We start from the raw sequence: 23,752 nt of genomic DNA on the forward strand, positions 1-23,752 counted from the left end.
TTTTTCATTCCCTCAAGCGTGATGCGACGATAAGGAGGTATAGACGGCGATTTTTGCTGTTATTGCTTAAGGCAGGGATTTAAGCTTGCTTTAACTTATTGATGAAGTACAACTGCCCTTTTCCCGTGACCTTCGGCGTCTTGCTGATCGTGATATGGCCGTCCGAATGGCTCACGCTCGTTTCTTTTATCTCAAAAAGTCCAAGCTCCATGCTGTACTGCGTAGGCATATTGAAGTCCGTTCCCTTGCGGCTGATGAGATAGCTATTATCCCGAAGCCAAGTGAATAACCGGTTCTGGCCTGTATCTACGCCGTTCTGTTTGAGAATCTTTGCCAACTCACCGATGAGAATGCTGCTCTTGCTGGCCGTGACTGCGTCCGCGAAGATGACTTTTGGCCGATCGGCTTCAATCTTCTGCTCCAGCAGCGCCTTGGCTGCGCGTTCCTCTTTCAGCTTTGTTGCAACTTGGATGAGCAGGTCCGGATTGTCGAGCAGTTCTTCCCGGGCATACATGCCGTGTTTGCGGATGGAAGGGAGAACTTCGTGAGTAACCCAGCGTTTAAATGCTTTGGCTTCGGGTTTGCGACTGCCGAGCACTAAGCTATAAAGGCCGTATTCATTAACGATATTAGTTTCGCCGTGCAAGCCTCCTAAGTTAAACTTAGTCACCTCATCAGCATCTAACCTTTGGATTGCAACTGTTGGATTGCTGATCTCCAGAATGTCACATACGTCTTTGGCAACAAACCATGGTTGACCGTCTTTCTCGATCATGCGGAGCTGGGCACCGTTGAAGTTGAAGATTTGGGTCAAGGCTTCTCACCACCATCCGGCATAAAGATTTTAAGAGTCATAAGGTAGCAGTGGATGTAGGCGAGAGTATGTTGATCACAGGAACTGATAATTTCGTTGAATTGATTAGTGAGCTGTTTCTTGGTGATTTTGGTTTTCAGAGCTTCATCACGCATTGCAGCGACTACTTGCAGCATGTAACTCATATCGATCACCTCGTTGAAATTTAAATTTTCATAATTATCTTATACCGCAATTTTTAATTACATGGTGGTCATAGAGAAATAAACCTATGAAATAATCAAAGGAATAAAACAAGAACAAATGTTCCGCGTTGCGATATTTAAAATATCGTAATATAATGAGTATGCAATTATAAATTGCTTGACCGTGAAAGAAAATCACGAAAACTTGAAATTCATTTCTAGGGTTTTAAAATACTTCTTCGCTTCTTCTACTACATCAGGAAAAACCTCTTCTACAGTGGTTCCTAAGTACAAAGCATACACATAGGACATCATAAAGCTCGGATCGTTTTGCCCATTCTCAATCATCCGAAGAGTAACATCAGAGATTTCTAAATCACTAGCCATCTTACTTTGCGAAATGTCTTTAGAAAGTCGAAGTTCTTTAAACCGTTGCCGCGGTTGTTTAATTCGATCTTTCTTCTTGGGTGATGCTTTTGATCTTCTTGGAGCCCTTGCCATCATATTTACCATTTTTCACCTCCTGTCCTTTTGGTAAATCGAATATAACATGACATTTTAATTTGCGCAATATAAAAATATAAAATTTTAAATTACACAAAATCAATATATGCAAAGGGTGAGTAAAATGTCACTAGGTGAACGCATAAAAGAGCGGAGAGCTAGCTTTGATCTTAAACAAGACGAATGCGCTGAACAAGTAGGCGTTACAAGAGCGGTTTTATCCTCTTATGAGAGGAATGTTAGCATGCCGCCTGGGGATGTTCTAGGTAAATTAGCGACTGTTCTTAAGACAAGTTCCGATTTTCTTCTTGGTTTGACTGATGATCCAACACCTCCAATAACAAACGAAAAACTCTCGGAAGACGAAGTTATTAAGAAAAAATTTCTGCTCGAAATGGAAGATATTTTGAGGAAGAATAGCAACGTTGATGAGGAAAAGCTCAGATATGCATTGAAGTTTTTTCAGTTCACAGTGGAAGAGGATATCGAGGGAAGCAAGAGGAAGAAAAGTCAAAATTGACCGAAATATGACCGTAATGCAAACAAACGTTCCTGTTACAATTTATCTACAAGATTAATCATTTGACATGTATCGACACGATTTGTTATTTCTGATTAAATTCTCACAAAGATTGTATGTTCGCATACTCTTTATGCTGTGTTCGTGCTAATATTATTTTCACAGTCCCTTTTATGGGGCTCTGGAATTCACTTTGTAAACCTAAAGGTTGACAACAGTGCCAGAAGAGAAACCTATTCGGTACTCTTCATCGACTGCTGCTTCCTGCGCGTAGATGCCTTTATAGGTATTTCAATACAAGGGTAAATGTCGCGTTCACGGACGCCTAGCGTATCGGCAACTGACCAGGTTAATGCGGTACCCATCTTCTTTTTATCGTTGATGTAGTCTCCAGCCTGTTGTCGAGACATGCCCAGTTTGTCGGCAAACTCTTGATTAGATATACCAAGTTTATCGAGTATTTCTGGCAGGTTACAGCGTCCGAGCTTATAGCGCGGCATAGCTGCAGGCCTCCAATTGAGAGCAGTATTTAAAATACACTTTAATCGTACCAAGCATGTTCTACTAAATCAATCTGATTCTGATATAGGGGGATGGATAAATAATAAAAACCTCTCGAATGGTCCAATTGTATTGCGGCTGCGCAATAATTCGATAGGTTCGCACTATGAGGTTTGAATTAATACATAAATGCATTACAAAAATAAATTCACCAAAATGCAGCAAAAACTTTCTTTATCGAGGAGTTGATTCTGTTGGATATCCTGAAGTTTGATCCGTATAAAAAAATAAAAGAGCACGATGAAGTAAAATTGACCTATACGACTCATTTAGGTGACGGTATTATTGGAGTGTATATTCAAACTACTGAGGATACCTTTCGAATTTATTTGAATAATGATATCCACTTCGAACAACAAGACGAGGCGTTGTACATCTTGATGAAGCACCATAACACAGCGCGGGGCGAAACGAAGGTAATCACTATCGATAACATGAGACTCCTGAATTGGATCAAAGAAGACGCTAGACGATTTGAAAAAATGGCAGCTGACGTCTTTTTGAAAGGCTCCTTATTTGTTAAGAGATTAAGGAAAACTGTATAATCACATTTAAAAAAGCGGACCCTCCGAATGGTGGAGATCCGCTTTTTTGCTTAATTTATTTCAGTTCTTGAGGAACTTCTTCACTATAACACGCGAACCAGCAGTTTGTTTTGCTAAATTTCTTAGCCATAAACGTAAGCATCTTACCTGCTTGTCTAGCAGCAAATTCTTTCAACATAGTTTCAGTCACCTCCCCTACAGTTTCAACTTATCTATTAACTTCTGGAATAAGCTAAAAGTGGTTAATGCTTGAATTAAGAAAACAAGTGTGAGAATATGCGATTGAAATAAAAAATTAGACGCTACAATTAGGACTGATATCACCTTTAATACAGGGTAAAACTTTGGATCTATAGTACCTTTGACTCCTTGAGGTGCATTAATTAGTAATATTGATACAGCAATTATATTTAATACAAGACCTTCATACCAGTAATTTACTGGTAAAAAGATCGCTAGAAGGATAAAGAAAGATGAAACTACATTGCAAATGGTGTTAGATTTAAAGTGCATTCCACCACTAAAGTGCCTTAGTAATGGAAAAGCCCAGACACATAAAAATGCATCAAGGAAATGACCTGTGAATCCCGCTATGACAAGAACAATAATAACAGTGATTAGTAAATTTAGAATTGCTGAAAGCATGTATTTTAATATTGCTGGTGAAAACTCAGGGGCATTTTTGTGTATGGAATTTGCTATTTGATGAGCTAATTTATCAACCGTGATCAGTAAAATCATCTCCTTTATCACGTACAAAAAATGATGGATCGTAACGGTCCCGAAGTGATCTTTTATTTTGGAAAAATCCATAAATCAAAAGACCTATAAGCGCTGCTGTTATAATAAGAAGTATGTACCCGTGCATAGAGAAAACATTAAAGTGCAAGCTGCCGAAAGTTAGTCCTGATGTGACGAGTACCAGGAGAACCATCCAAATGACATTATATTTTTCCATGACATAAAACTTGTGGTAAACGAAAGAGAACCCAATTTTCTTTTTTGTTAACAAGAAAGAAATTAATAAATAAATTATTATTTGAACTATATGAAATAAAGTAAAATGGAGTAAATTATCATTCATCAGATCAAAAGTACTGAGATTCAACCACGCTGCTCCAAAAGATACACCGGCATCCAAAGCCGTGCTTATTACAGACCCAACTGTACAAACCAACAATGAATATAGTAGCGGGTATCTTCTCATTAACGCCAAGAGGATTATATATGTAATCGATTGTATTAACATGAAATAACTTGAATCGACTACAAACTTGAAATAAAAGTTCACACCACCAACAATTAAGGCCAAAATCGCTATCTGTTTGTCATTCCCCTTGATCGGTATCTTGAAAATAGAGAAGTTTAGTATTACAAATGCTGCAACAAATAATATTGATAGTACTAGCTTAATAAGAAGAATCATTTATAGACCACCGTCCTTTTTCGCTTCTCTCATTTCTTTGTAATCAACTATGTCACTCTCAAGCCAAATTGGTCTAGTCCCAATATGTGTAATCGGCTGTGGGAAATCCTTAAACTTTCTCATTCTTGGTAATGTAGTGCGCTCAACACCAAGTAACCTCGCGACTTCTGTGACCCCACACAAAGGTGGTATAACAGGGCGCTTTTTCTTGGTTGCCATCAGTTAACCAACTCCTGTTTAGGGATTCAATTATCATACTTTGTATGATAAAATTATAATACATTGTATGATAAGTGTCTAATGAAATCGTTATTAATAAAGCCATAAATTGGAGGTTTTCGGTGAATTTAATCATTTCTTTATTAATTCTTTGTGGAATCCCAATTCTCAACATAATTACTGTGAAAATGATCAAATCCGCCACTTATAACGACCGTGCAAAAGAGCTAGGATATTGGCTTATTTACGCCGTTTACTGGCTCATCACGTTACCGATCATACTTACAAATCAAATGCACTTTACAGCGTCGTACCTGATGGAAGGCATTATGTGGCACATCATCATATGGATTCTGATCGCTTGGATCGGGCTCACTGTTGTCCTGCCAGCAATACTCCTTCCCTTCGTCAAGCAGCTGCGTGAGAAGGTATCAGAGAACTATGACTCAAAGTTATATCCAGTGACTGGAAAGCAACAGTTCATGTTCATCTTTGTGGCGATCACGGTCGGGATCTGTGAGGAGATTATCTTTAGAGGGTTCTTGCAGCATTACGCGGTTGAGTTGGGATTAAGCGAGTTGTGGAGCTTCGTTATTATCTCGGTGATCTTCGGGGCCGGACACTTCTTGCAGGGGCTTAGCGGGGTTATCAGCTCGACCATATTCGGATTGATAATGGGGTATCTGTATTTTGTAACAGGCAGCTTATTTGTGCCTATCATTGTGCATATCGTGTATGACGCGAAGGTGATTTACATGACGAGGTTTATACAGAAGAAACCGGAGGACGAAAAATGGTACGTTTAAATTAATATAAATATCTTAAACCATCCTTACTAGAAATGAATATATTATAATATTTAAGAAGTAGGGGATGATAGAATGATTAATAAACAAAAGGCTAAAATGTTAAGAAACCGCAAATCCATACCTAGAATCACTCAAGTTCGAAATGCAGGGTTCGAAGCTGATAGTTTTTTTCCTTGGCGTGATGTAGGTAACGTTTTCTTATCCCGAATTCGCCCTAACATAGGAAGGCAACATGCACGATTTGAAGTTTCACCAGGTAGAAGTGCTTCATTAACTCAACTTGTTTTTCTTGGTAGACCAGGTCCAACCAATTCGTACAGATTAATATTTTCTGCTAATTCCCCCAGTACTACTGGTATCCTTCAGATTAGTCTTTTAGGCACATTAGTTTCAAGTGTTGCACTCCCACTAATAAGAATTCCAGCAACTAGTTATAGAGACTTTACACTAACTTTCCCTAGAACAGCTTTGAGAGGCAGGTCAAGCTTTGAGCTAGAATTTCGGGTAAACGGCGGTGCTGGGACGCAAATTGCAATCTTAAACCTTGATACTGTTGTTATCGTTCCAGTATAAGTCATTTTTCGAAATTCTTACTTTGCAGTTGAATTGACGAAGCGAATAATGGTATCATCTTCTTGTACCGGAAGCACCGGACAAAATGAAGGCCCGAGGGAAAGCATCCCCGGGCTATTATTTATATTTTTATTTTTAAAGGGGAAGTTATCGATGTCAGATTTTTGGGGTATACCTAGTGGAAAAATGCCTGATTTTTATGTATCTCTGTGGGCGGGGTTTGCTTCTAATATTGTTTCTGGGATAATTGGAGGTGCGTTGGTCGGGTATGCTTTATGGAAGATACATCTGATGAGAGAAAAACGAGGAATGCAGTCGAGCGAGAAGTTTCTGTTTTTCTAGATAATTTAAAATTAGCTTTATATAGACCGGATTCATTGAATATGGATGTTAATTTAATTAGAGCCGAAGGATGGCTAAATCAAAGTCATCAGTATGCAATCAATCTAATTAATACAAATCCTCTTGATTACTGGGATTCAAGTTTAAAAGAAAAATATAGGCTTGTTATAACTAAAATCATAAAGCTCCAAAAAACTCACTTAACTTTTTTAAAACTGTCCAATGATCTGGAATATATTATTCAAGAGGAAGGCAAGCCTGCTATTGGTAATTTTAGTGTCCACATCTTGGCATCGTTTAAAATGTATTGCTTATGTAAAATAAACGGAAGTGATTACGAAGAAATTAATGCATGGCTAAATGGCAAAGTATTTTTTCATGGAGACCCAACTGATTTTTTCTCTAAATATAACCAAGTTTCAATTAAACTTCAGTCTAAGGCTGCTGATTATTTGGATCAAAAAAATAAATTAATTACTGAATTTACTATTCTTAAAGCAGATCTCATTGACGGACATTATTAAGAACAAGCCCGAGGGAAATCATCCCCACGGGCTTGTTCTTTATCATTTTTTTAGTAGACATTTTTTGAAGTATGATGTTACTTTTGATTCATGGCAAAAAATACTGGAACAAGGAGTGTTTTAATATGGGTAACATGAGCCCCTACTACGGATACAGTCAGTGCGGATCATGTGTGGGCAAAGGTTATTTAGAGTGCAAGAAGTGTGAAGGTTCTGGGGATGATTGCAAGCGTTGTAATGGAACTGGAAGGGTGGTTTGTTGGAATTGCAGCGGATATAACAGGAGCCCTTCCTCAGGACCAAGCGACCCCACATGGAGATAAATGTTGTAAAGTAAAAGCCTTGGATAAAGTATATCTCGGGCTTTTGTTATATTCCTTAATCTGCCCCTAAACAATAAATTCCTCAAACACCGGCAGCCGCATCAAGCCGGACTTATACCAGTCCCGATATTTGACTCGGCAGCAGACCAGCGGTTTAACATAGACGTGATCCTTGCTCTCTCCACTTTTATAGGCTTGAAACACAGGCCACATCGATTGTCGCGCCGCGGGTGTAATTCCCAACTCCATCGTACCGATCGGGCGGATCCGTCCGTCATTTTCATATCCAAGCAGCCATGAGCTTTCCTTTTTCGAGTAGCCGGTTATGTAGACTTCGGCATGTTGGTAATTGATTACCTTTTGCCATGACCAGCTGCGCATGTCCCGCTCATACTTGGAGCCTTTCTTTTTAATCACTATGCCTTCCAAACCATGCTGGCAAACCAGATCATAGAAAGCCATAGGGCTGCCGTTGACTGGCCGTACTATCCGGTAATGCTCGTTTTCTTGCAAAGCGGTTTCGAGCAGCCCCTTCCGGACTTCCAATGGTAAGCCGGTCACGTCCTCGCCGCGGTGGTACAAGATATCAAATGCCATGTATACGACGGGCTTGCGCTTCTTGCTGGAGCGGAACCCTGCGTTTGTCGCCTCGAAGTCGGCGCGGCCCTGTTCATCCAGGACTACCATTTCACCATCGATCACTGTTCCCTTCGGAATCGGCGGATTGTGAAGCTCAGGATACTTGGCTGTAGCGTCCGTGTTTTTGGTGTAAAGCCTTAACTCATCCATATTCGAAACGATCAATCGAATGCCGTCCCATTTGAGCTCGGCCAGTATGGAAGGATCGTCAAATGGTTCATTATTTTTGGCATATTGGAGTAACATTGGAGGAATAAACATTATCTTCATCACCCATAATAATCTTATCCTCCTTGGATTGTGTTTGTATAATGGGACTTGAAGGAAAAAAACACCCTTGTCCTGCTGCTACTTATGCAACAAGACAAGGGTTATAATTTAATCATCTTCGCGACGAATTGCGATAAAAAGTGCTGAAAGAGAAGACGGATTCAATAAAATCCGACAAATTAAATTGTAATATATTTAACTTCATTAGCTGAGGTAATTGTTCCTGAAGCAATCGATGAGATAGATGTATCAAGTTGCATTCTATATTGATTGTTTTCTACCCATACTCGCTTTACTCGTGCTGTTAGAGTTGCTCCGGATGGCCCAATGTTTGTGAGGTTTATCCATTGTCCAGTTTCATGATGTCCCCCAACACTTAAATCAACCCAATTAAGATTTGTTGAGTATACGATACCATTTGATGCATCATGAACATTGAAATTATCCAAGCCCCGATTTCTTGAACCACTTTTTGTAACCAAATAACTGATATTATTAATCGTATCAATGATTAAGTCACCTGTAATAAATTCTATTCCATAAGGAAATGTACCGGTGTTTGTAAAATAAGTTCGTTGAATTTGTTTTTTATTAGAGACTGAGGACTCAATATAAAAATTATTATTAGTTGCTTCAAATATATCAGCTACAATGTTTTTTAATTCAACAATTGGAGTTCCCAATTCATCGCTAATGTAATTGTTTTTGATAACAAGTTTTCTTTTATACTTTGAATTGAATTTTGTTACTTCTAAAGCATTTGACATATAATCTAATATTAAACCTGGACTTCCACTTTTTACATTAACTGAGTTGTTAGTGATTGTAAGACTACAAGCCCCAAAATGGGAAATGTAAGAACCATCAGATAATTTGTTACCATCAATGATTGTGATACCATCATCACCACTCTCGCTAATAATGGGACCTGCATTTGCAAGTCGATTGTTGACAATCTCATAATTCTTGCAAACTTCTACATAAGCACCATTTAGGACTCCAGCCGAGATTCTGATACCACCAATTGTGCTAGTAAAATCTTTTAGTGAATTATTGCTTATTGTAAAATTGAATGAACCATTCACAATGATACCAGCACAATCCAGGCCAGTTGATTGAGAATATATGTTGCTTATGTTATATAATCGATTTCCAGTTATTTCAAAATCTTTACTGTTCTCGACATGAATTCCTTGGCGCATGTTGGAAAGTATGTTGTTACGAATCGAAAATTGTTTCAAACGCTGGTTATTTCCATAACTACCTCCAGCAACACCAATTCCGATTCCATGAAATGTGGATACTCCATTAACAGTATCAATAGTATTATTTTCAATTAATAATCTCTCATCATTGTATCCAATGTTCCATTCAATTGCATCACCATAAACATCCGTAAATATGTTATTTGTAATGATTGAATTTTTTACAGCAGATTGAGAACTTGCACCTTGTTTCAAAATTCCGTATCTAACTTTGTTGAATGTACAATTATTGATATTTATTTGATTAATATCTGTGTAAGGCACGATTCCTATCGAAGCCGTAGTATCAATTTGATTAATAAAATTCAATCCGTATACTACAGAATTACCTCTCAATTCAATTGCGTGGGGCTGACCAGTAAGAGAAATTGTTCCATTTCCTGACAAGCCCACTTTCCCATTACAAATGATTTTTCCAGTTCCCACTAAAGTTCCTTCAATAATAAGTATCTTGTCATTTGGAACTGTTATAGCTGCATTTATTGTATAAGCTGTACTTCTAAAAGGTATTAAAACAACTCTGTTTTCTGCATTGTTTATAGCAGATTGAATTGTATCATAATCAGAAGCATCCAAATTGCTATAAGTTGTATTTGTTACTGTTTGACTAGTTGCTGCAGTAACACTCACTGGATCAAATATCTTTTTCCCTGCAACTAAAGCAATTCCAGCTGCACTAACACCAGTAATAAACTTCCTTCTTGATAAAGACTTGTCCTTATTTTCCTCCACAAGCATTCGCCTCCTTGATACTATTTGTATCAATAATAGCACGCGCTGGGATTTTTTGTATATTTGAAAAATGATAAGCCCATGATTTAATCACCACGGGCATTAATGAGTTTTTGAATATTGTCATGGACAAGCAAATCTCTCCCGGAGACTCCAAAACAACTTCTAACGATCTCCGGATCCTGCTTACTCAGCGCCGCCATGTGAGGGACTAGACCACCTCCCTGCTTAAACCTTTGCCATGGGGCTTGCAGATGATGACCGTTATTAAAATATTCATTCCACCGTTTCCACTTCTCTCCCCATTCCTTGCGGCTCAGTGCCTTGAGTTGTACTTCCATTAGGTAAGCCCGCTTGTTCCAGATGAAAAACAGGTCCGGTGCGTAAACATATTCTTTTAATAAGTGTTTGTACGACAGCCGCAACTCACACTCGAAATGTTTGAGCAAGCCCGTCGCGTTTAACGCCAAGTAAACATCAGATATCGTCAACCAGTGCGTCATCTTCGGTGTATTGAGCGGCACCGGCTGCTGTGTTACGGCGTTCTCTTTCCGCCCATTGAGCGTAAGTCTCCATACCTTCTTCATATCCGGAAGTCGCTTGCCCTCCAAAATCTTTTCGCGCTCCAATTCCTTGCACATTGCTGATGCCCGCTTGACCGGACTGCCCGCGTCCGAAAACATCAGCCGGGCTATTTGATCCGTTGTTAAAACTGGAACCGATGCGAGCGTCGATAACAATACGTTCCTTCTCTCTACGACCAGACTTGCCACCATTAATCACCTCTGTCTTAAGTGGCTGTAGTAACTTCTCCCAGGCGCTGTCATTGTCGCTATGTCCCTTCTCAGGAGGCAGGTACGGCACTTGGATAGTTTGATATTTCGTCGTCTTGTAGATCGCTCTGCCGGGTACAGGGAGTTCTTCCGCTCCAGCACAATCGAGCACGACATGTGAAAACACGTCGCTTGGAACATGGAAGCATATGCGGGCGCCGCAGTTAATTCGAACGCTGGGATTGACGATGCTAGAGTGTGGATACTGCGTACAATAGATCAGATTGACGCCCGGCTCCCGCCCGATGCTGGCAATAGAGCCAAGCCGTGAATCTATGTGCTGTGCAATCTTCCGCTCCTCCTTATCGGTGATTGTGACGGGTGCCACCTGTGCTGCCTCATCCACGATAATAAAACGCCTCTTATAAACGCCAAACTCTTTCCGACTGCCGTTCATCCGGACGTACATAAGCCGGCGCTGCACCATCTGATAGGTCTGCTCAACTAGCTCAAAAGCTGTCTCCAGGTCGTGAGCGATTTTCGTTACATGTGGTACGCTGGCAAATGGTAGGAAGGATACACCCCCTTTAAGGTCCACCATGCAAATCTCAATCTCGTCTGGTGAATGGTTGCGGCATAGTTGGTAATTAATAAGTCGGATCAGCTCCGTCTTTCCCCAGCCAGTCTCCGCGCCGATGATCATATGTGGATGCTTGAAATCGTGAAGGATTCGGTTAGCTCGTTGGTCGAACCCTAGCAAAAGTTCCCCGGGCCGGATCATATCAGGCTTCAATTCTATCCGGTCCGGGAAGTCTTTATCTAATACTCGAATGATAACTACACCACCTCGATCTTCTAATTCTACAGTGCCGCCACACGCCGCGGACAAGGCTTTCCGCTGCGCTTGAACGTGAGTGAAGGAATAGCCCGCCGGAATCCTCCACGCGCTTTCATATGCGTTGTTGTGCTCTCGTTCGGCTTGAAATACGAATCCCTTGGTTAGACCCTCTTTGATGTCTGAGGGCTTAACAATGCGACTGAGGACGCTTTTAATGCGTTCACGATAAGTGTTCATCTTCACTCCTTATAGTAATGGAACTTTATTTCATTAAGTATCTATTTATCAAAATTTAATTTTACAACCGCCTTTGCATATAGGAAAATACAGGTAAGAGAGGAGTATGAAAATAATGAATTCACTTTGGATTATTTTGTTTATCACCATTGTCGTCAGTCTTGGACTCTATGCGTCCAGATTGTGGCAGGAATACGATTGGTTTAAGAATTCCAGATAATTTTCTTATGAGCAAAGCTAAGTGTATGTTCATACAACCCCCCACCAGACAAGCAGCGCCACGGCCAGCAAGAACAAGCCAACAGTTTCCTTCGGATGCTCATGCAGCAGATCCCGCCACGTGCGTCGCCGTCGAATCGGCTCCTCCCCCATAAACCTCTTCTTATTCCAGTCAAAACTCATGGCTTCGTTTCTCCTTCCTTGCCTTCGGATGTAATCCATCCTCGTCCTTATCTTTATTTCATGCGGATGACAAGTATGGATTCGGTTCAACACCGCTTTTCAAGGCTCTAATCCATGGTTGTTCTTATACCAAATGGTGCATAATATCTGCCAGATAATCCATGCTCGTCGCGCCTTTATTCTTGGCAGCTTCCTTCAATGAGTCGAGCAGTTGCCGGAGCAATTCACTGTCTTCCATCTGGCTCAGCTTGGCGCTGATGCGCCCTGTCAGACGCTGTAACATATCTTCCGAGAGGTTGCCGGATTTCCGACTATTATCCAGGTATGCAACGATCGCTTCAAGGTGCTCCTTCTTTTGCGAATCGTCGATTAGTTCTTTTAGATACTCAGCTGATACATGGCGATCCCCTGCAAGCTCCTCGATTTTATCAGCATGCGTCCAGCCTGGAATTTTTTCGAACCTCCTAAGATCACCTGTAACCACGCGCCCCATTTTCCGCCCTACCTGCCCGCCAAGAAACTCACAAAGTTTTAGCCATGGCCCCATGATGTGTACCTCCTACGATGCGTTTGTAATCGCGTGATTGTTTAGATACGACCCGGTAGCGCCCGGGGCGATCATTGAGAATTTTGTGCGCCACCCATGCCCCGATCACATAATACCGATACGCCGGCACTGCCACATAAACCGTTACGGCCGCAGCCGCCAGAATCCATTTAGCCCCTTTCATAGGATCAACTCCTTCAGAATGTGAATCAAATCGTCCGCATTTGTCTGTGTAAACACATCCGTTGGATCAATCTTAGCTGCCTTCTGCAGCATCCTTCGAATCAACCAGCTCATTCCGGCCACCACCTATCTATGGTCGCTATAGCTATCTCCGCCCCAACTCCTACAACCGCAATCATCCATGCAATGATGTCCTTTGCCTTAGAAGAAGACATGAAAGATCGCTCCGATCGCTCTCGTTTTATCCCAGACATATTTAAGGGTGACTACTGCTGCCGCCAACGAAAGAATAATGTTCCAGCCAATGATCATGTTTGGCTGTTTCAATTCCAGCAAAACAGTACTGCCAACGAACCCAATTACACCCATACCGAAAACAGCAAGAAGCTCATGTGGGATTCCTTCAATCATGGCTTTCCAACTCCTTTCTGTGGTGACCAGGGCTTCGGCAAGTTCTGTGGCGGTTTCACGGGCGTTGTAGTGGGTCTGAACACTAGCTTCTTCTCGATACCGAACCAAAGCCGCAGCGCGTCACGCACGTTGTCTGAGCGCTCGCTGTCGGGTAGCGCATTGTACTTCCGCTTGATGTCGTCGTCCAAGCCGTCACGGAAGCGTGCTGATGCCATCTTGACCTCTTTGTTATCCATGTTGTTTACCTCCTGTTTACGTGATGTATTACATGGATATGGAGGGCTGCTTGGGCAATATAACCCACACTTTGGAATAAATTTTCATAGAGTTGTCCATCCTATTTCTAATAGGGAGCGTGGACAAATATGGGAGTTTACGATTATAAAACTAGGACAAAATTCGGTAGATGGGCTGATCTAAATAAGATTAGTCAGGAATGGATTATTGAAAACATTGGGCTGAATAGGAAGACTGTATATCGACTTTTTAATGACATGGATTATGAACCTATCGAGGTTACACAACTGAAGATAATCGGAAGACTGAGGATGCTGGGGTATAACGTGTCTATCGAAGATTTCTGGCCATAAATTACCTTGTTGATCATTCTCACTCCCGCGGCATATAATACAAGAACAAACATTCGCATTCGGAGGTAATTTCAATGTCAACAAGTCCCACAGAGGTGGAATCATTTCTCATTCGTGAATACGTCATGCTACCGCTCCTGATAAAAACGATCGATAATAACTTGGCGAAAATGAAATCAGAGGATTACGGACGGCCAGTCCAGGAATTGTACGTAGGGGTCACAAGCGTGATGATCGATAAAATAAATGCCGATCTTACGGAGGTCAGAAAATCTCTGCGCGAGCTCAATATCAAAGTTTGGGAAGATAGAAGCAAGAATGGAGTTGGTAATGCGATACATTATCGCTACGTGTGTCGCGGATTTGAGCATGAGCTCGTGATGTTAAGGGAACAGGCAAAGGCGGAGCTGGGGGTACGCCTGGGGAAGTATGCTAAGAAAATGGAAGATGCTGCGATCGGTGCAGCAAAACAATCGTAACGGGGTATTCCATGGGTTAACCCTACAGCATGGAACGATACGCGAACATAACATCAAATATTCTTTAGGAACTTCCAGGAGGATACGCCGTAAGGCATAAAGAAGATAATCCAATATTATTTTCTGGGAGGTCTACTTTCTTGAAGAAACTAACGAAAACATTAATTGCCACTTCTGTTCTATCATTGACTTTCGCTGCAGGCGTGTATGCAGCATCTTCGGACATCAAACTTTTTATCAACGGCAAGCAGATTAATACTGACCTGCAAGTTGTCGACGGATCCAGTTATGTTCCGTTAAGAGTCGTTTCTGAATCCCTTGGAGCTGACGTTAAATGGGATGAAGCTGCGAGGAGTATTTCAATAAATTCTAAATCGAATTCTACACCACCGTCTATTTCGACTGCTGGATTACCTTCATCAGTGACAAATAAGGATATAACAATCACGTTAAATAAGGTTGTGCAAGATTCTGATTCCTTAAAACTTTATGTTACTTATTCAAACAATTCTAACGATAAAGTAATGACTGGCGATAGTTTGGTAAAAGTAGTTTCAAAAGGGAAACAATACGAATATAGCTCCGACTTTAACTTTGACAGATTTTATAAAAAGCCAGTTGATAAGGCGCCCGATTTTATTGAACCTACCGTATCAGCAAATTCAGTAATATTTTTAGAGCCGATTGATGGCGTGGACACAATCAATGTTGTGTTAAATGCTAACTTTCAAGAATTTCGGTTCAGTAATGTAAAAGTTAACTAAAACAAAAAAAGCCCTCACCAGCCCGATTAAAGGCCAGTGAGGGCTTTGTCATTTCTCGCTTAAATTATTCCAAAAATTATTCCGTCGGCTGCCCAGATGCTTTACGCAGTTCATTAGCGAGCCAATGCAGATAATTCTTTTGGTCCTGATCATCTGCATCATGCCATGCAGGGCTGATCCATGTGTTAATGATCGTTTGGGCGACTCCTTTATCGAGCATGGGTTCGACCTCCAGAATATCGTATTTATTCAAGTTGAAATCACGTATCAAACCCTGAAGCTTAATCGAGTAAGCTGGATCAGTCGCATAACCACAAAGGTATAGCGCCAATGTTTGCTCCTGAGCAGTCTTCGCGCCTCGGACACGCTCATATCGGCTTCGATTGAACAATAAGTCTTGATCGCAAAAACAATCCTCTATGGAGTCATAGGAGCGCCAATTTGCTTGTACTCCATCCACTCTAACCCCATCATATACTTCCCAAGTGGATGTGCTTATCGATTTCCCTTTCCAGTAAGCATTCGGCGTTCCGCTCCCGACCTTATACCCGACAAGATTTTTCCAAGGGTGAAGTACTCCGCCTGTTTCAAGAAGCGCCTGCGCGATCCTGACCGATGGGAATATGTGAGAGCCTTCTTTGCGTAACTTGACTGCGATCGGAGCCACAACAGCTATAAATGCATGTTTCATGGTTTATCTCACCGTCCAGTCCACATGTCCGAAATCATTCGTCCGACGAAATCCATAGGCAAATAAAAATAACCCTTGTCGCCCCAACCTTTACCCCATGAATTCCGGCAAATGATGTATTCTTTTCCGTCAATGTGCGTGTATCCCATTGCTAGGACAGCATGACCACCGAGGAACGTTTCACTTTGTCTGTCAGGCATCGGGACAACTCCGGTAAGCGCTACTTCGTCGCCCTCGAAGCTGCTGTAAATCTCAATACCCATGACCACCGGGAAGCCGTTTGCTAGCGATTCTTTGAGCTGTGCGGGCGTATTTGCGTTAAGTCGGCGGTATTCTGTTATTTTGTGGTGTTTAGCCGTGTCATAAGCTTCCTGTGTTGGTGTGCTTCTGAACTCGGATACTTCGGTAGGGTAAGTACCTCCAGCAGCTAACCCTATTTTCTGCGCTACCTTCATACCGTCCCGAATATATGCGCCTGAATCATAATCAATCGTTCCCTCAATCTCGCGCTCTTTCCAGTACAAAAAGAGAACGGAATAATTGAAGTGTAGCCTGCTTGGATAAGTGAAATTCTTATCTAAGTACGATACAAAGGCACATATGGCGTTTGCTGTGCATGATCCTAAGTAGCCTTGGTCAAATATGCCCGCTGCATCCTTCGGTCTCAAATCGACCTCGTAGGGCGTTGCAACCCCGCGTACTGCAAATAGTAAGTCGCGGTTATCTTGCTTATCGGGTTTGTTAAGATATTTTCTTTCGGTCATTGCTGCACGTCCTTGTCTTTAGGCGTGGCTTCTCCTTTGTTCTTGAGCACCTGGATAACCTGCTTAACACCATTTGGCAGCGGCAGCCCGATCCGTCCGTAATTCTCAGTAATGGAAATGAGCTCATTAGCCAGGTAAAAATAAATAGCACCTGTCATGATGATGTTGGTGCCAAGTAAAATATCGATGCGATGGGCGAGCATGACAATGAGGATCATAAAGAACTTCTTAAATAATCCCTTGAAACCTTCCTTGCTACTAAGTCCTTTACCCTCAATGATCGATGCGGCCAAGCCCGAAACATAGTCAATCACGATTGCCAACAGTAAGAATCCAAACACCTCACTCCACCCCCCGAATGAATAAGTCAGAATCGCTCCGAGTACGCCTGAAGTTGTGGTGAGCGTTGCTTGCTGTGTTGTTGATATGCCAAGTAGATCCGTTAATAGTTTTTTAATCATGTTCCACTCTCCTGAAAATAGAATAAGCCCCGAACCCTATCGGAGCGACTTTAATTTAAACCCTGATTGCTTATGAGTGTTCGAAGCATATAGCCTTTATTTTCGTCAGAATCAAACGGCGTAGTAACGTTTGTAAGCTGGTTGTTGCTGTATATATTCCGCGTATCTGTGGTTGTCCAGTACAGATTGTACCCAGAATGCGAAAATCCGTAAGCACAATTTGAAATCTTGTTACCTAGATAATTCTGACTAAAGAGTTTGAACCCCGCAAAACCTTTGTTGCAATCAGCGATTTCATTGTTTATAAAGTCGCAAAGTGTTTGTTCGTCGTTCACTGCCGCATTTCGCATTCCAGTAAAGGTGTTATTCAGGACAGTATGCTGCGAGCCGTTATTCCCGCCAGAGGCCCCCATATAAACGCCTGTACCTCTCCGGCCTGTGTTTTTGAAAGTGTTTTTGTTTATAACAACCCTCACGGAACCACTAATGATATTTACTACCTTGCTATTGACTGTCGGATCAGTAAATGAGTAGCCGCATTCCATAAACTCGTTTTTGAAGATGACAATATCGGAAGAGGAGTCCTCAACGTGTATAGCCTCTTTCTGAATTCCGTTAAACCTATTATTTGCCACCGTAACACCTTTGGCCCGGGCGATGCCGACTGCAAATCCGTCGGTTGTGCCGGATGTTGTAAATGTTTCAAAGTCGTTGTCGTTAATGATAATGCCTGTAAAATCGGCCTGATTGATTTCAATGTAATCATACCCGCCGTTGAAGAATGTGCAACCTTGGATAAGTACGCCAGAGCCTTTCGACGTTGCGTAGAACAGGATGCCGTATCCAGCCTTATCAAATTTACAGTTTGTGATGCGAACGTTTTGCACGGGAAATGCAGGATCGTTATTGAATGCGATGCCTTGAATGCCATTACCGAAATACACTTTGTCGATGATCAAATCCGAAGTGCCGCCTATGATGTTAATGCCTATCTTGCCAAGATTTGACGCGATTTTAAGGTCTGTGATTGAGGAGTTAGCTCCATTTGTGATAAACACCGCAGTACCTGCGAAGGCCGTCCCATCGGCTGGCTTGATAACGGATAGCTCTCCCTCACCCTTTAACCTAACATTAGCCGGAATGGTGAGTGCGCTGGAGATTAAAAATGTCCCTTGCGGGACGTACACTGTGCCGCCACCAGCAGCACTACATGCATCGATTGCGGCCTTAATCTTTGCTCTTGCATCCGTTGTTCCATTGCCTACGGCTCCATAATTCGTAACATTGTATATTTCCCCGGCCAATCTGCTCACCGCCCTCCTAAAATAAAATAGCCCCGATCGGCTCGGGGCAGCATTTATTATACGACCAAACTAGTCATTCCAAGTGTTGTCAAGTTGAAGACATCTGTAGCGCCAAAATCAACGCTAACGTTCGAATTAGCATTGGCTTGGAAGTTGAATCCAAATTTCAAGTTTGTATCAGCAGCCGTTACCTTAAACATAAATGGGATAAAGGTGTTATTAGTTGGCAAACTTTCAAATGGGATGCTTGTTAAAGTCGATCCAGACGCGATGCTTCCTAATTTGAGATAGCATCCTCCCGAAGTCACGTTCTGCCGTACATATCCCGCAAACAAGAGTACGTCGCCTGCCGCAAATTTGGTTGTGTCAATAGTAAGCGCCCAAGTCCCGTTGATAGCACTGCCGCCAGCGGAATTGTCGTAAATACGACGAACCATAGTAATGATACCGTTAGGTAAGTCACCAGGTGTAGATGCTGTATAACCGCCACCCGTGGCATTCGTACCTGCTGTCAACGTCCATCCCGTACCACCTGCTACACCCGAATCGTATAGGGGATTACTGCACAAACCTCCCCCTTTTGCAGTTACAGGCCATGCAATTTTAGGCAGCATGAGGTCCAATACAGGCTGTATGACTTGTGCAATTTTAAGATGCCCTGCATTGTTTGGATGGGTCGCGTCACCGCTGTCGTAAGTTGCTGACAGGTAGCCTGTTTGTGTATCGGCCAGCCCTGCATACACGTCCGCAAGTGGAATGTTATTAATCAAGCACCAAAAACGCAACCATGCATTGTATTGGTTAGTTAAATCAAGGTTTCCAGCCCCAATGGACGATCCCCTCGGCGGCACGGTGCAAAACATAATCGGCAGACCAGCCGCATCCGCTTTAGCCTTGATCGCGGTAATATTTGTCTGATAGGTTGCAAGCGTAACGCTCTGACTCGCATCGTTCGTCCCGATCAGTACAACTAGGGCTTTCACACCTTGAGCGATAATGCTATCCATACGCGCTAGGAGCTGGTCACTTCGCTCACCAGACACACCACCATTAACAGAAGACAATGCAACACGGTAGCCCAGAAGTTTTGTCAGCATCGCGCGGAAAGACGTCACCGCCGCATTTGACGATGCGGCTCCAAAGGTAATGGAATCCCCACAAAAACCAACTTTTGTACCAACTAGTCGGCTGTTTGGCGATAACTTGGCATAATCAAGACCGCCACTGCCAGCAACATTTACTTTTTTGCCTGTCACTCTGTCGAAGAATTCTAGTGCTCCATTTACCCATCTTGCATTCAAAACTGGCATGATTCATCCACTCCCTTATTGTTTTTTCACAACAAAAAAAGCCATCGCGATGTGCGAGGCTTCTAATACACTTCATTTGTAATTTCCGTGAATTGTTCTGGTGTGATCTTCCCAAAACTAACGTATTGCCGAATCTGAGCTACATTTGCCCATTTCCGATCAAAGTACATTTTGATTCGCTCAAAATCAGTCATCCTACAGACCTCCTTGTAAGAGCCTTAAATCCATAGCCACTAATTGCTGACCGAGTAAGTTATTTTGAGATTGAAGGTCTAGGATTTGTAGATCCTTCTCAACTAGCAGCTGACCGAGGAAATCATTACTCTGCTCTAAAGCATTTATTTTTTCTTGCATCGAAACTTCAGGTAAAGTGATTTCTTGTATGCATTCTTCGATATACATACCAGTTTCCACATCTTCGGTAATACGGTAAGGTATTCCGTCTTTCATAACTTCCGTTACTGTTATAGACATGTTTTCACCATCCCTTTACGCTGTTCCGTTAGCTAGTCGGTAGATAACAGTTCCATTCAAATAATTAGGATCGGAGTTCATAAACTCAACCTTAAATGAACTGTAAAAGTATATTGGCGCTGTTGCTTTTTCGGAAGTCGCATCTAAATATCTGATATACACACCTGAACCCTCTAAATACGTCGAATATGTTTCTGAAACACCGTCTATAGTAACTCGAATTGTCGGAGTAGAGCCGCCAGTTCCTGTTATCGAAGCTGTAATATACTCCACTCTCCCCTTAACACCTGTTATGTTTAGAATTGTAGCATAGGTGTTAGCAATTCCATTCGTCGAACCCGATGCCGCTCTTGGCCTCCCGACTTGAATATCACCCACTGGCAACCACGTCCCCCCATTGTTCCATTCGAGATACCCGTTTGTTGTGCGGGTTTGAGCGTTTTTAATACCGTTGACATAATAACCGTCTTTGACGTCCCATTTACCAAGACGAAAATCATAGTAACCATTGACGGTGTCATCGTAGGTAGACATACCCATGCCATTCCAACCCTTTAACTTAAAGTTGTGGGTCGCGTAGGATGCAGCATCACCGTTACCGTTTTTAAATTGGTTTGTACCAGTTCCTAGAAGTCCTAAGTCTCCCGTCATCGCCCCGCCTGAACGCTGCAAAGCTCCGTCAGCGGTCACATGTGCGTCGTAGATTCCCTGCTCCATCTTATTGAAGTTAGCAGCTGAAAGCGGCGTTCCCGCTTGCGTAACTGTGCCGGGATCGGCTGTCAACGTTACGCTCGTGCTTGTTTCGTTCGACTTTAAGAAGCGGTTTGCAAACTGAACCAGTCTATCCACCCAATTTGTTCTAGTGTATGCCATGAAATCACCTGCCATTTTCTTAAACTGGAACTACAAGACTTCCTCTCGCATACCCAGCGTTAATCGTTCCGCAATAAACAAGGCTATCATACACAAGCCCGGCCGCCTGAAACATTAGCCGGATATCTTGCTCCAATCGGTTCGCGTCGGAAAAGTCGAACCCCTTGCCGACCGTCCACGTCTCAGAGCCGGGGTATCCGATCGGTGTTAGGAAGTTCGTCCGGATCGACTCAAGATTCTGCTCTATTCGGTTAATGCCGGAAAGTAATTCAATATACGTCTGGTCTCGGTTTGTAACAAACGTGAGCGCTGGAATAGCGTATTGAATGGCGACAAGCATATTCCGAAGTGTCTGCGTGTTCGTCTCCAACCGATTGAAGTCCGCAAAGGCGAGAACGTCGGAGGATGTCCAATCCTCTTTGACCGTGATTGTATAGGTCGTACCATTAATCGTCTTGGTGTACGTTACCATCATCCAGTCGCCCCCTTCGCCTCTGTCGTTGCCGCCAAGTAGCCTTGGTACTTGATGTCGTTTTTCGTCACCATCGCCGCCTTGTCAGCTCCATAGGTATTTCCGAAGCCGAGTACGTCAGCAAGTTCATGTGCCGGATTTCCGCGCCAGTTAGAGCGATAGTTCGCCCGTAATTTTGATCGATTCAAAAGCCATTGTGCTACTGTCTGCGCACGAGCAGACGTATCAATCAGCTTGTTTTGTTCAAGCTTCAGCACGTTGCCATCTGATAAATCCGGATCAGTAACGGTGACCGTTGCCGACGTGGATACATTTGTCCAGTACGTAACCATGACTTGCCTAACTACTTGATCGAGCGTAATCTGTGGCTCGTCGTACGCGTTGGCTAGAGCGATCGTATCAACAGCCACCCCTAACGTATTCGGAAGCTGCTTAATCGTTATGAAGTTTCCACGGGTGACGTAAATGTTTGCGCAACCGGCAATGGCAATCATTTGAAGCAGCTGGCGCCGTGTCACTTTGTTGGAAATGGCGTTCGTGCTGATCGACTGGAGAGCCGTATCGATACTGTAGTTTGTAATGCCGCATGCGGCGAAATTGTTCACCGCGAGTTGATAAAGCGACATGGGATTGGCCGTTGTTTGCTCATATTCGTAATTGTCCATCAGGTCCAAGTTTGTGCGTGTAGTAAAAGTGGCCGTCAAACTGCCCTCGTTACTTTTCCATTCCCAAAGTAGGTAGTTGCCGAGCGGCATCCATTGAACAAAACCATTCAATTCTAACCCTAATTCCGCAATTACCTGTTGCCGCTGTTGAAGGTAAGCATAGAACCCTGTTGGGTTAAGGATATTGAAAGCTCGGTCTAAATTATTGAGAGTGAAACGGAATTCCGGTGAAGGCAATTGAGCTGTGGTTGGGTCCATTTCCTCGATCAAATTCATTTCGATCAGCTGATCATCCTTATATATTTTAACAATGCCAAAATCAACCTCAAGCACCCTTGCACGGCGATTTCCCATACTCCATTTTTTAATGACAATGAACAGCTTTTTGTAATTGGCGAGTTGACCCAGAGGAGTTGCGATAACGTCGGTATTGCCCGTTACACTAACGGTCTGTATCACGCCACCAGAAGCGTTGTAAGCCGTGGCATCGAACTCAGTAGCATATTCTCCGTTGTTTTGGTCAAACGTGATTGTCAGGCCAGCGGAAGAGTGCGTGCTATTGAATTCAATTGTGATCGTCGGCTGCACGGAGAAAACTCCAAACGAATCACAGAGCCCGCTGCTGACGAAACCCATTTGACCATTATTGGCGACGTTGCTGTCCGGAAATGAAAAAGAACCGTCCAATTTAAAGCGGTTCGTTTCCCACGTAGCGAAATTATATGTGGAGCTTCGGACGTTATCGTTAATCTGCGCTTTACTGCTAATAGAGGCCGCTTCTGTTGTAGTTGTGATGCTGGATACATCGCCGGTTGCACTGACATCCGATATGTCAAAAGTAACTCTTCCTACAATCCGGCGCGACCGCGCATAAATGTTATCTTTGAAAATTTGCGATGCAACATACATAACCTACACCTCCACGAGACTCACGCGCATTTCTTTGTATCGCGGAACACCGTTTTGGAAGTCAACCATGCCGACATTCCGGTCACCAGCGTAAAACGTACCCGTTTTTGATGTATTCGTGACCGGATCAGTGTACGTCACTGAGAATGTTACCGGCGACAAAGCGCCCATGATTGCTTGCAACTGCGCAGCTGTGAGATATGACCATGACAATTCAAGTTTTCTTTTGGTGGTAATTCTCTCAATAATCATAGTCCCGAGCGCGTTGCGTTCAGCTTTGCTAATATCCATCACCGAGACGGTTAAACTTGAAGGACTCACTTCCGTCGTGCCAATCGTCAATACCGCCATGTC

At 42.7% G+C, this 23,752-nt stretch carries 34 protein-coding genes and 1 pseudogene; 7 read left to right on the forward strand and 28 right to left on the reverse strand.

The genetic code is table 11. The annotated features are described in order from the left end of the window. Positions 1-79: 79 nt before the first annotated feature. From ICC18_RS14000 to ICC18_RS14010, 3 genes are all read right to left on the reverse strand, one after another. Positions 80-814 carry a phage antirepressor KilAC domain-containing protein gene (locus ICC18_RS14000; protein WP_188175039.1) on the reverse strand — a complete coding sequence of 245 codons (735 nt, stop codon included), beginning with the start codon at positions 812-814 and terminating at the stop codon, positions 80-82. Beyond that, on the reverse strand, positions 811-999 hold the full coding sequence (locus ICC18_RS14005; RefSeq protein WP_188175040.1) for a hypothetical protein: 189 nt from the start codon (positions 997-999) through the stop codon (positions 811-813). The genes ICC18_RS14000 and ICC18_RS14005 overlap by 4 nt, the downstream gene beginning before the upstream one ends. A gap of 195 nt (positions 1,000-1,194) precedes the next feature. Beyond that, positions 1,195-1,512: a helix-turn-helix transcriptional regulator gene (locus ICC18_RS14010; protein WP_188175041.1), complete on the reverse strand. Its 318-nt coding sequence runs from the start codon at positions 1,510-1,512 to the stop codon at positions 1,195-1,197. A 115-nt stretch (positions 1,513-1,627) separates the two neighbouring features. Between ICC18_RS14010 and ICC18_RS14015 the strand changes: the two genes are divergently transcribed. Next, on the forward strand, positions 1,628-2,023 hold the full coding sequence (locus ICC18_RS14015; RefSeq protein ID WP_188175042.1) for a helix-turn-helix domain-containing protein: 396 nt from the start codon (positions 1,628-1,630) through the stop codon (positions 2,021-2,023). Between the two features lie 233 nt (positions 2,024-2,256). Here the strand turns inward: ICC18_RS14015 and ICC18_RS14020 are convergent, their stop codons facing one another. Then, positions 2,257-2,523: a helix-turn-helix domain-containing protein gene (locus ICC18_RS14020; protein ID WP_188175043.1), complete on the reverse strand. Its 267-nt coding sequence runs from the start codon at positions 2,521-2,523 to the stop codon at positions 2,257-2,259. A gap of 255 nt (positions 2,524-2,778) precedes the next feature. On the opposite strand from ICC18_RS14020, the gene ICC18_RS14025 reads away from it, so the two are divergent. Continuing rightward, entirely contained in the window at positions 2,779-3,129 is a 351-nt protein-coding gene (locus ICC18_RS14025; RefSeq protein WP_188175044.1) for a hypothetical protein, read from the forward strand. 55 nt (positions 3,130-3,184) lie between these two features. Here ICC18_RS14025 and ICC18_RS14030 read toward each other — a convergent pair whose 3' ends face one another. Genes ICC18_RS14030 through ICC18_RS14045 form a run of 4 tightly spaced genes read right to left on the reverse strand, consistent with a single transcriptional unit; the run spans position 3,185 to position 4,774 of the window. Further along, positions 3,185-3,307, reverse strand: a complete 123-nt coding sequence (locus ICC18_RS14030; RefSeq protein WP_188175045.1) for a cyclic lactone autoinducer peptide — start codon at positions 3,305-3,307, stop codon at positions 3,185-3,187. A gap of 17 nt (positions 3,308-3,324) precedes the next feature. Beyond that, positions 3,325-3,870 (reverse strand): accessory gene regulator B family protein, encoded by a 546-nt coding sequence (locus ICC18_RS14035; RefSeq protein ID WP_188175046.1) that lies wholly within the window; start codon positions 3,868-3,870, stop codon positions 3,325-3,327. Beyond that, on the reverse strand, positions 3,848-4,555 hold the full coding sequence (locus tag ICC18_RS14040) for a hypothetical protein (RefSeq protein WP_188175047.1): 708 nt from the start codon (positions 4,553-4,555) through the stop codon (positions 3,848-3,850). Before ICC18_RS14040 ends, ICC18_RS14035 begins: the two co-directional genes overlap by 23 nt. Next, entirely contained in the window at positions 4,556-4,774 is a 219-nt protein-coding gene (locus ICC18_RS14045) for a helix-turn-helix transcriptional regulator (protein ID WP_188175048.1), read from the reverse strand. A 122-nt stretch (positions 4,775-4,896) separates the two neighbouring features. On the opposite strand from ICC18_RS14045, the gene ICC18_RS34535 reads away from it, so the two are divergent. From ICC18_RS34535 to ICC18_RS14060, 3 genes are all read left to right on the forward strand, one after another. Beyond that, positions 4,897-5,580, forward strand: a complete 684-nt coding sequence (locus ICC18_RS34535; protein ID WP_188175049.1) for a CPBP family intramembrane glutamic endopeptidase — start codon at positions 4,897-4,899, stop codon at positions 5,578-5,580. A 75-nt stretch (positions 5,581-5,655) separates the two neighbouring features. Further along, entirely contained in the window at positions 5,656-6,156 is a 501-nt protein-coding gene (locus tag ICC18_RS14055; RefSeq protein ID WP_188175050.1) for a hypothetical protein, read from the forward strand. Between the two features lie 275 nt (positions 6,157-6,431). After that, a complete protein-coding gene (locus ICC18_RS14060) occupies positions 6,432-7,022 on the forward strand; it encodes a hypothetical protein (RefSeq protein WP_188175051.1) in 591 nt (196 codons plus the stop codon). A 389-nt stretch (positions 7,023-7,411) separates the two neighbouring features. Here ICC18_RS14060 and ICC18_RS14065 read toward each other — a convergent pair whose 3' ends face one another. From ICC18_RS14065 to ICC18_RS14105, 9 genes and pseudogenes are all read right to left on the reverse strand, one after another. Next, positions 7,412-8,245 carry an ATP-dependent DNA ligase gene (locus ICC18_RS14065; protein WP_223192560.1) on the reverse strand — a complete coding sequence of 278 codons (834 nt, stop codon included), beginning with the start codon at positions 8,243-8,245 and terminating at the stop codon, positions 7,412-7,414. 188 nt (positions 8,246-8,433) lie between these two features. Then, entirely contained in the window at positions 8,434-10,251 is a 1,818-nt protein-coding gene (locus tag ICC18_RS14070; RefSeq protein WP_188175052.1) for a twin-arginine translocation signal domain-containing protein, read from the reverse strand. An 86-nt stretch (positions 10,252-10,337) separates the two neighbouring features. Next, entirely contained in the window at positions 10,338-11,027 is a 690-nt protein-coding gene (locus ICC18_RS33725) for a replication-relaxation family protein (RefSeq protein ID WP_223192562.1), read from the reverse strand. A gap of 217 nt (positions 11,028-11,244) precedes the next feature. Then, a pseudogene (locus ICC18_RS33730) lies at positions 11,245-12,099 on the reverse strand (FtsK/SpoIIIE domain-containing protein); the annotation flags it as partial. Between the two features lie 249 nt (positions 12,100-12,348). Then, positions 12,349-12,501 carry a hypothetical protein gene (locus tag ICC18_RS14085; protein WP_188175054.1) on the reverse strand — a complete coding sequence of 51 codons (153 nt, stop codon included), beginning with the start codon at positions 12,499-12,501 and terminating at the stop codon, positions 12,349-12,351. A 124-nt stretch (positions 12,502-12,625) separates the two neighbouring features. Continuing rightward, on the reverse strand, positions 12,626-13,048 hold the full coding sequence (locus ICC18_RS14090) for a hypothetical protein (protein ID WP_188175055.1): 423 nt from the start codon (positions 13,046-13,048) through the stop codon (positions 12,626-12,628). Next, positions 13,023-13,232 (reverse strand): hypothetical protein, encoded by a 210-nt coding sequence (locus tag ICC18_RS14095; RefSeq protein ID WP_188175056.1) that lies wholly within the window; start codon positions 13,230-13,232, stop codon positions 13,023-13,025. The genes ICC18_RS14090 and ICC18_RS14095 overlap by 26 nt, the downstream gene beginning before the upstream one ends. 200 nt (positions 13,233-13,432) lie before the next feature. Next, complete coding sequence (locus ICC18_RS14100; protein ID WP_188175057.1) at positions 13,433-13,642, reverse strand: hypothetical protein; 210 nt, start codon at positions 13,640-13,642, stop codon at positions 13,433-13,435. Continuing rightward, entirely contained in the window at positions 13,639-13,878 is a 240-nt protein-coding gene (locus ICC18_RS14105) for a hypothetical protein (RefSeq protein ID WP_188175058.1), read from the reverse strand. The genes ICC18_RS14100 and ICC18_RS14105 overlap by 4 nt, the downstream gene beginning before the upstream one ends. 428 nt (positions 13,879-14,306) lie before the next feature. Between ICC18_RS14105 and ICC18_RS14110 the strand changes: the two genes are divergently transcribed. Together ICC18_RS14110 and ICC18_RS14115 are read left to right on the forward strand one after the other, a co-directional pair. Beyond that, positions 14,307-14,711, forward strand: coding sequence for a YhjD family protein (locus tag ICC18_RS14110; RefSeq protein ID WP_188175059.1), 405 nt, complete (start codon positions 14,307-14,309; stop codon positions 14,709-14,711). Between the two features lie 140 nt (positions 14,712-14,851). Then, positions 14,852-15,475, forward strand: a complete 624-nt coding sequence (locus tag ICC18_RS14115) for a stalk domain-containing protein (RefSeq protein WP_188175060.1) — start codon at positions 14,852-14,854, stop codon at positions 15,473-15,475. 76 nt (positions 15,476-15,551) lie between these two features. Here ICC18_RS14115 and ICC18_RS14120 read toward each other — a convergent pair whose 3' ends face one another. From ICC18_RS14120 to ICC18_RS14170, 11 genes are all read right to left on the reverse strand, one after another. Then, positions 15,552-16,166, reverse strand: coding sequence for a glycoside hydrolase family 73 protein (locus ICC18_RS14120; protein ID WP_188175061.1), 615 nt, complete (start codon positions 16,164-16,166; stop codon positions 15,552-15,554). Positions 16,167-16,174: 8 nt separating this feature from the next. Continuing rightward, positions 16,175-16,930, reverse strand: a complete 756-nt coding sequence (locus ICC18_RS14125; RefSeq protein ID WP_188175062.1) for a C1 family peptidase — start codon at positions 16,928-16,930, stop codon at positions 16,175-16,177. Further along, on the reverse strand, positions 16,927-17,391 hold the full coding sequence (locus ICC18_RS14130; RefSeq protein ID WP_188175063.1) for a phage holin family protein: 465 nt from the start codon (positions 17,389-17,391) through the stop codon (positions 16,927-16,929). Before ICC18_RS14130 ends, ICC18_RS14125 begins: the two co-directional genes overlap by 4 nt. A 50-nt stretch (positions 17,392-17,441) precedes the next feature. After that, positions 17,442-18,704, reverse strand: a complete 1,263-nt coding sequence (locus ICC18_RS14135) for a glycosyl hydrolase family 28-related protein (RefSeq protein WP_188175064.1) — start codon at positions 18,702-18,704, stop codon at positions 17,442-17,444. A 47-nt stretch (positions 18,705-18,751) separates the two neighbouring features. Continuing rightward, the gene (locus ICC18_RS14140; RefSeq protein ID WP_188175065.1) at positions 18,752-20,005 is read right to left on the reverse strand and encodes an SGNH/GDSL hydrolase family protein; all 1,254 of its coding nucleotides are present in this window, start codon (positions 20,003-20,005) and stop codon (positions 18,752-18,754) included. Positions 20,006-20,067: 62 nt separating this feature from the next. Beyond that, entirely contained in the window at positions 20,068-20,199 is a 132-nt protein-coding gene (locus tag ICC18_RS14145; protein WP_188175066.1) for an XkdX family protein, read from the reverse strand. Position 20,200: 1 nt separating this feature from the next. Further along, positions 20,201-20,479 carry a hypothetical protein gene (locus tag ICC18_RS14150; protein WP_188175067.1) on the reverse strand — a complete coding sequence of 93 codons (279 nt, stop codon included), beginning with the start codon at positions 20,477-20,479 and terminating at the stop codon, positions 20,201-20,203. A 15-nt stretch (positions 20,480-20,494) separates the two neighbouring features. After that, a complete protein-coding gene (locus tag ICC18_RS14155; RefSeq protein ID WP_188175068.1) occupies positions 20,495-21,352 on the reverse strand; it encodes a hypothetical protein in 858 nt (285 codons plus the stop codon). A gap of 19 nt (positions 21,353-21,371) precedes the next feature. Beyond that, entirely contained in the window at positions 21,372-21,827 is a 456-nt protein-coding gene (locus tag ICC18_RS14160; protein WP_188175069.1) for a hypothetical protein, read from the reverse strand. Next, positions 21,824-23,398 carry a hypothetical protein gene (locus ICC18_RS14165; RefSeq protein ID WP_188175070.1) on the reverse strand — a complete coding sequence of 525 codons (1,575 nt, stop codon included), beginning with the start codon at positions 23,396-23,398 and terminating at the stop codon, positions 21,824-21,826. The genes ICC18_RS14160 and ICC18_RS14165 overlap by 4 nt, the downstream gene beginning before the upstream one ends. Positions 23,399-23,401: 3 nt before the next feature. Further along, a complete protein-coding gene (locus ICC18_RS14170) occupies positions 23,402-23,749 on the reverse strand; it encodes a DUF6711 family protein (RefSeq protein WP_188175071.1) in 348 nt (115 codons plus the stop codon). Positions 23,750-23,752 lie beyond the last annotated feature (3 nt).

The sequence above is a fragment of the Paenibacillus sedimenti genome (assembly GCF_014534655.1).
In the GTDB taxonomy this organism is placed as follows: domain Bacteria; phylum Bacillota; class Bacilli; order Paenibacillales; family NBRC-103111; genus Paenibacillus_E; species Paenibacillus_E sedimenti.

Excerpts from the sequence above, each read along its gene's own strand:
- ICC18_RS14130 (WP_188175063.1), bottom strand. The coding sequence starts at position 17,391 with ATGATTAAAAAACTATTAACGGATCTACTTGGCATATCAACAACACAG.
- ICC18_RS14160 (WP_188175069.1), bottom strand. The coding sequence starts at position 21,827 with ATGATGGTAACGTACACCAAGACGATTAATGGTACGACCTATACAATC.
- ICC18_RS14065 (WP_223192560.1), bottom strand. The coding sequence starts at position 8,245 with ATGTTTATTCCTCCAATGTTACTCCAATATGCCAAAAATAATGAACCA.
- ICC18_RS14060 (WP_188175051.1), top strand. The coding sequence starts at position 6,432 with ATGGAAGATACATCTGATGAGAGAAAAACGAGGAATGCAGTCGAGCGA.
- ICC18_RS14150 (WP_188175067.1), bottom strand. The coding sequence starts at position 20,479 with ATGTCTATAACAGTAACGGAAGTTATGAAAGACGGAATACCTTACCGT.
- ICC18_RS14010 (WP_188175041.1), bottom strand. The coding sequence starts at position 1,512 with ATGGTAAATATGATGGCAAGGGCTCCAAGAAGATCAAAAGCATCACCC.
- ICC18_RS14170 (WP_188175071.1), bottom strand. The coding sequence starts at position 23,749 with ATGGCGGTATTGACGATTGGCACGACGGAAGTGAGTCCTTCAAGTTTA.
- ICC18_RS14155 (WP_188175068.1), bottom strand. The coding sequence starts at position 21,352 with ATGGCATACACTAGAACAAATTGGGTGGATAGACTGGTTCAGTTTGCA.
- ICC18_RS14045 (WP_188175048.1), bottom strand. The coding sequence starts at position 4,774 with ATGGCAACCAAGAAAAAGCGCCCTGTTATACCACCTTTGTGTGGGGTC.
- ICC18_RS14095 (WP_188175056.1), bottom strand. The coding sequence starts at position 13,232 with ATGAAAGGGGCTAAATGGATTCTGGCGGCTGCGGCCGTAACGGTTTAT.
- ICC18_RS14040 (WP_188175047.1), bottom strand. The coding sequence starts at position 4,555 with ATGATTCTTCTTATTAAGCTAGTACTATCAATATTATTTGTTGCAGCA.
- ICC18_RS14165 (WP_188175070.1), bottom strand. The coding sequence starts at position 23,398 with ATGTATGTTGCATCGCAAATTTTCAAAGATAACATTTATGCGCGGTCG.
- ICC18_RS14125 (WP_188175062.1), bottom strand. The coding sequence starts at position 16,930 with ATGACCGAAAGAAAATATCTTAACAAACCCGATAAGCAAGATAACCGC.
- ICC18_RS14110 (WP_188175059.1), top strand. The coding sequence starts at position 14,307 with ATGTCAACAAGTCCCACAGAGGTGGAATCATTTCTCATTCGTGAATAC.
- ICC18_RS33725 (WP_223192562.1), bottom strand. The coding sequence starts at position 11,027 with ATGGTGGCAAGTCTGGTCGTAGAGAGAAGGAACGTATTGTTATCGACG.
- ICC18_RS14030 (WP_188175045.1), bottom strand. The coding sequence starts at position 3,307 with ATGTTGAAAGAATTTGCTGCTAGACAAGCAGGTAAGATGCTTACGTTT.
- ICC18_RS14005 (WP_188175040.1), bottom strand. The coding sequence starts at position 999 with ATGAGTTACATGCTGCAAGTAGTCGCTGCAATGCGTGATGAAGCTCTG.
- ICC18_RS14055 (WP_188175050.1), top strand. The coding sequence starts at position 5,656 with ATGATTAATAAACAAAAGGCTAAAATGTTAAGAAACCGCAAATCCATA.
- ICC18_RS14140 (WP_188175065.1), bottom strand. The coding sequence starts at position 20,005 with ATGCCAGTTTTGAATGCAAGATGGGTAAATGGAGCACTAGAATTCTTC.
- ICC18_RS14090 (WP_188175055.1), bottom strand. The coding sequence starts at position 13,048 with ATGGGGCCATGGCTAAAACTTTGTGAGTTTCTTGGCGGGCAGGTAGGG.
- ICC18_RS14085 (WP_188175054.1), bottom strand. The coding sequence starts at position 12,501 with ATGAGTTTTGACTGGAATAAGAAGAGGTTTATGGGGGAGGAGCCGATT.
- ICC18_RS14035 (WP_188175046.1), bottom strand. The coding sequence starts at position 3,870 with ATGATTTTACTGATCACGGTTGATAAATTAGCTCATCAAATAGCAAAT.
- ICC18_RS14015 (WP_188175042.1), top strand. The coding sequence starts at position 1,628 with ATGTCACTAGGTGAACGCATAAAAGAGCGGAGAGCTAGCTTTGATCTT.
- ICC18_RS14020 (WP_188175043.1), bottom strand. The coding sequence starts at position 2,523 with ATGCCGCGCTATAAGCTCGGACGCTGTAACCTGCCAGAAATACTCGAT.
- ICC18_RS14145 (WP_188175066.1), bottom strand. The coding sequence starts at position 20,199 with ATGACTGATTTTGAGCGAATCAAAATGTACTTTGATCGGAAATGGGCA.
- ICC18_RS14120 (WP_188175061.1), bottom strand. The coding sequence starts at position 16,166 with ATGAAACATGCATTTATAGCTGTTGTGGCTCCGATCGCAGTCAAGTTA.
- ICC18_RS14105 (WP_188175058.1), bottom strand. The coding sequence starts at position 13,878 with ATGGATAACAAAGAGGTCAAGATGGCATCAGCACGCTTCCGTGACGGC.
- ICC18_RS14100 (WP_188175057.1), bottom strand. The coding sequence starts at position 13,642 with ATGATTGAAGGAATCCCACATGAGCTTCTTGCTGTTTTCGGTATGGGT.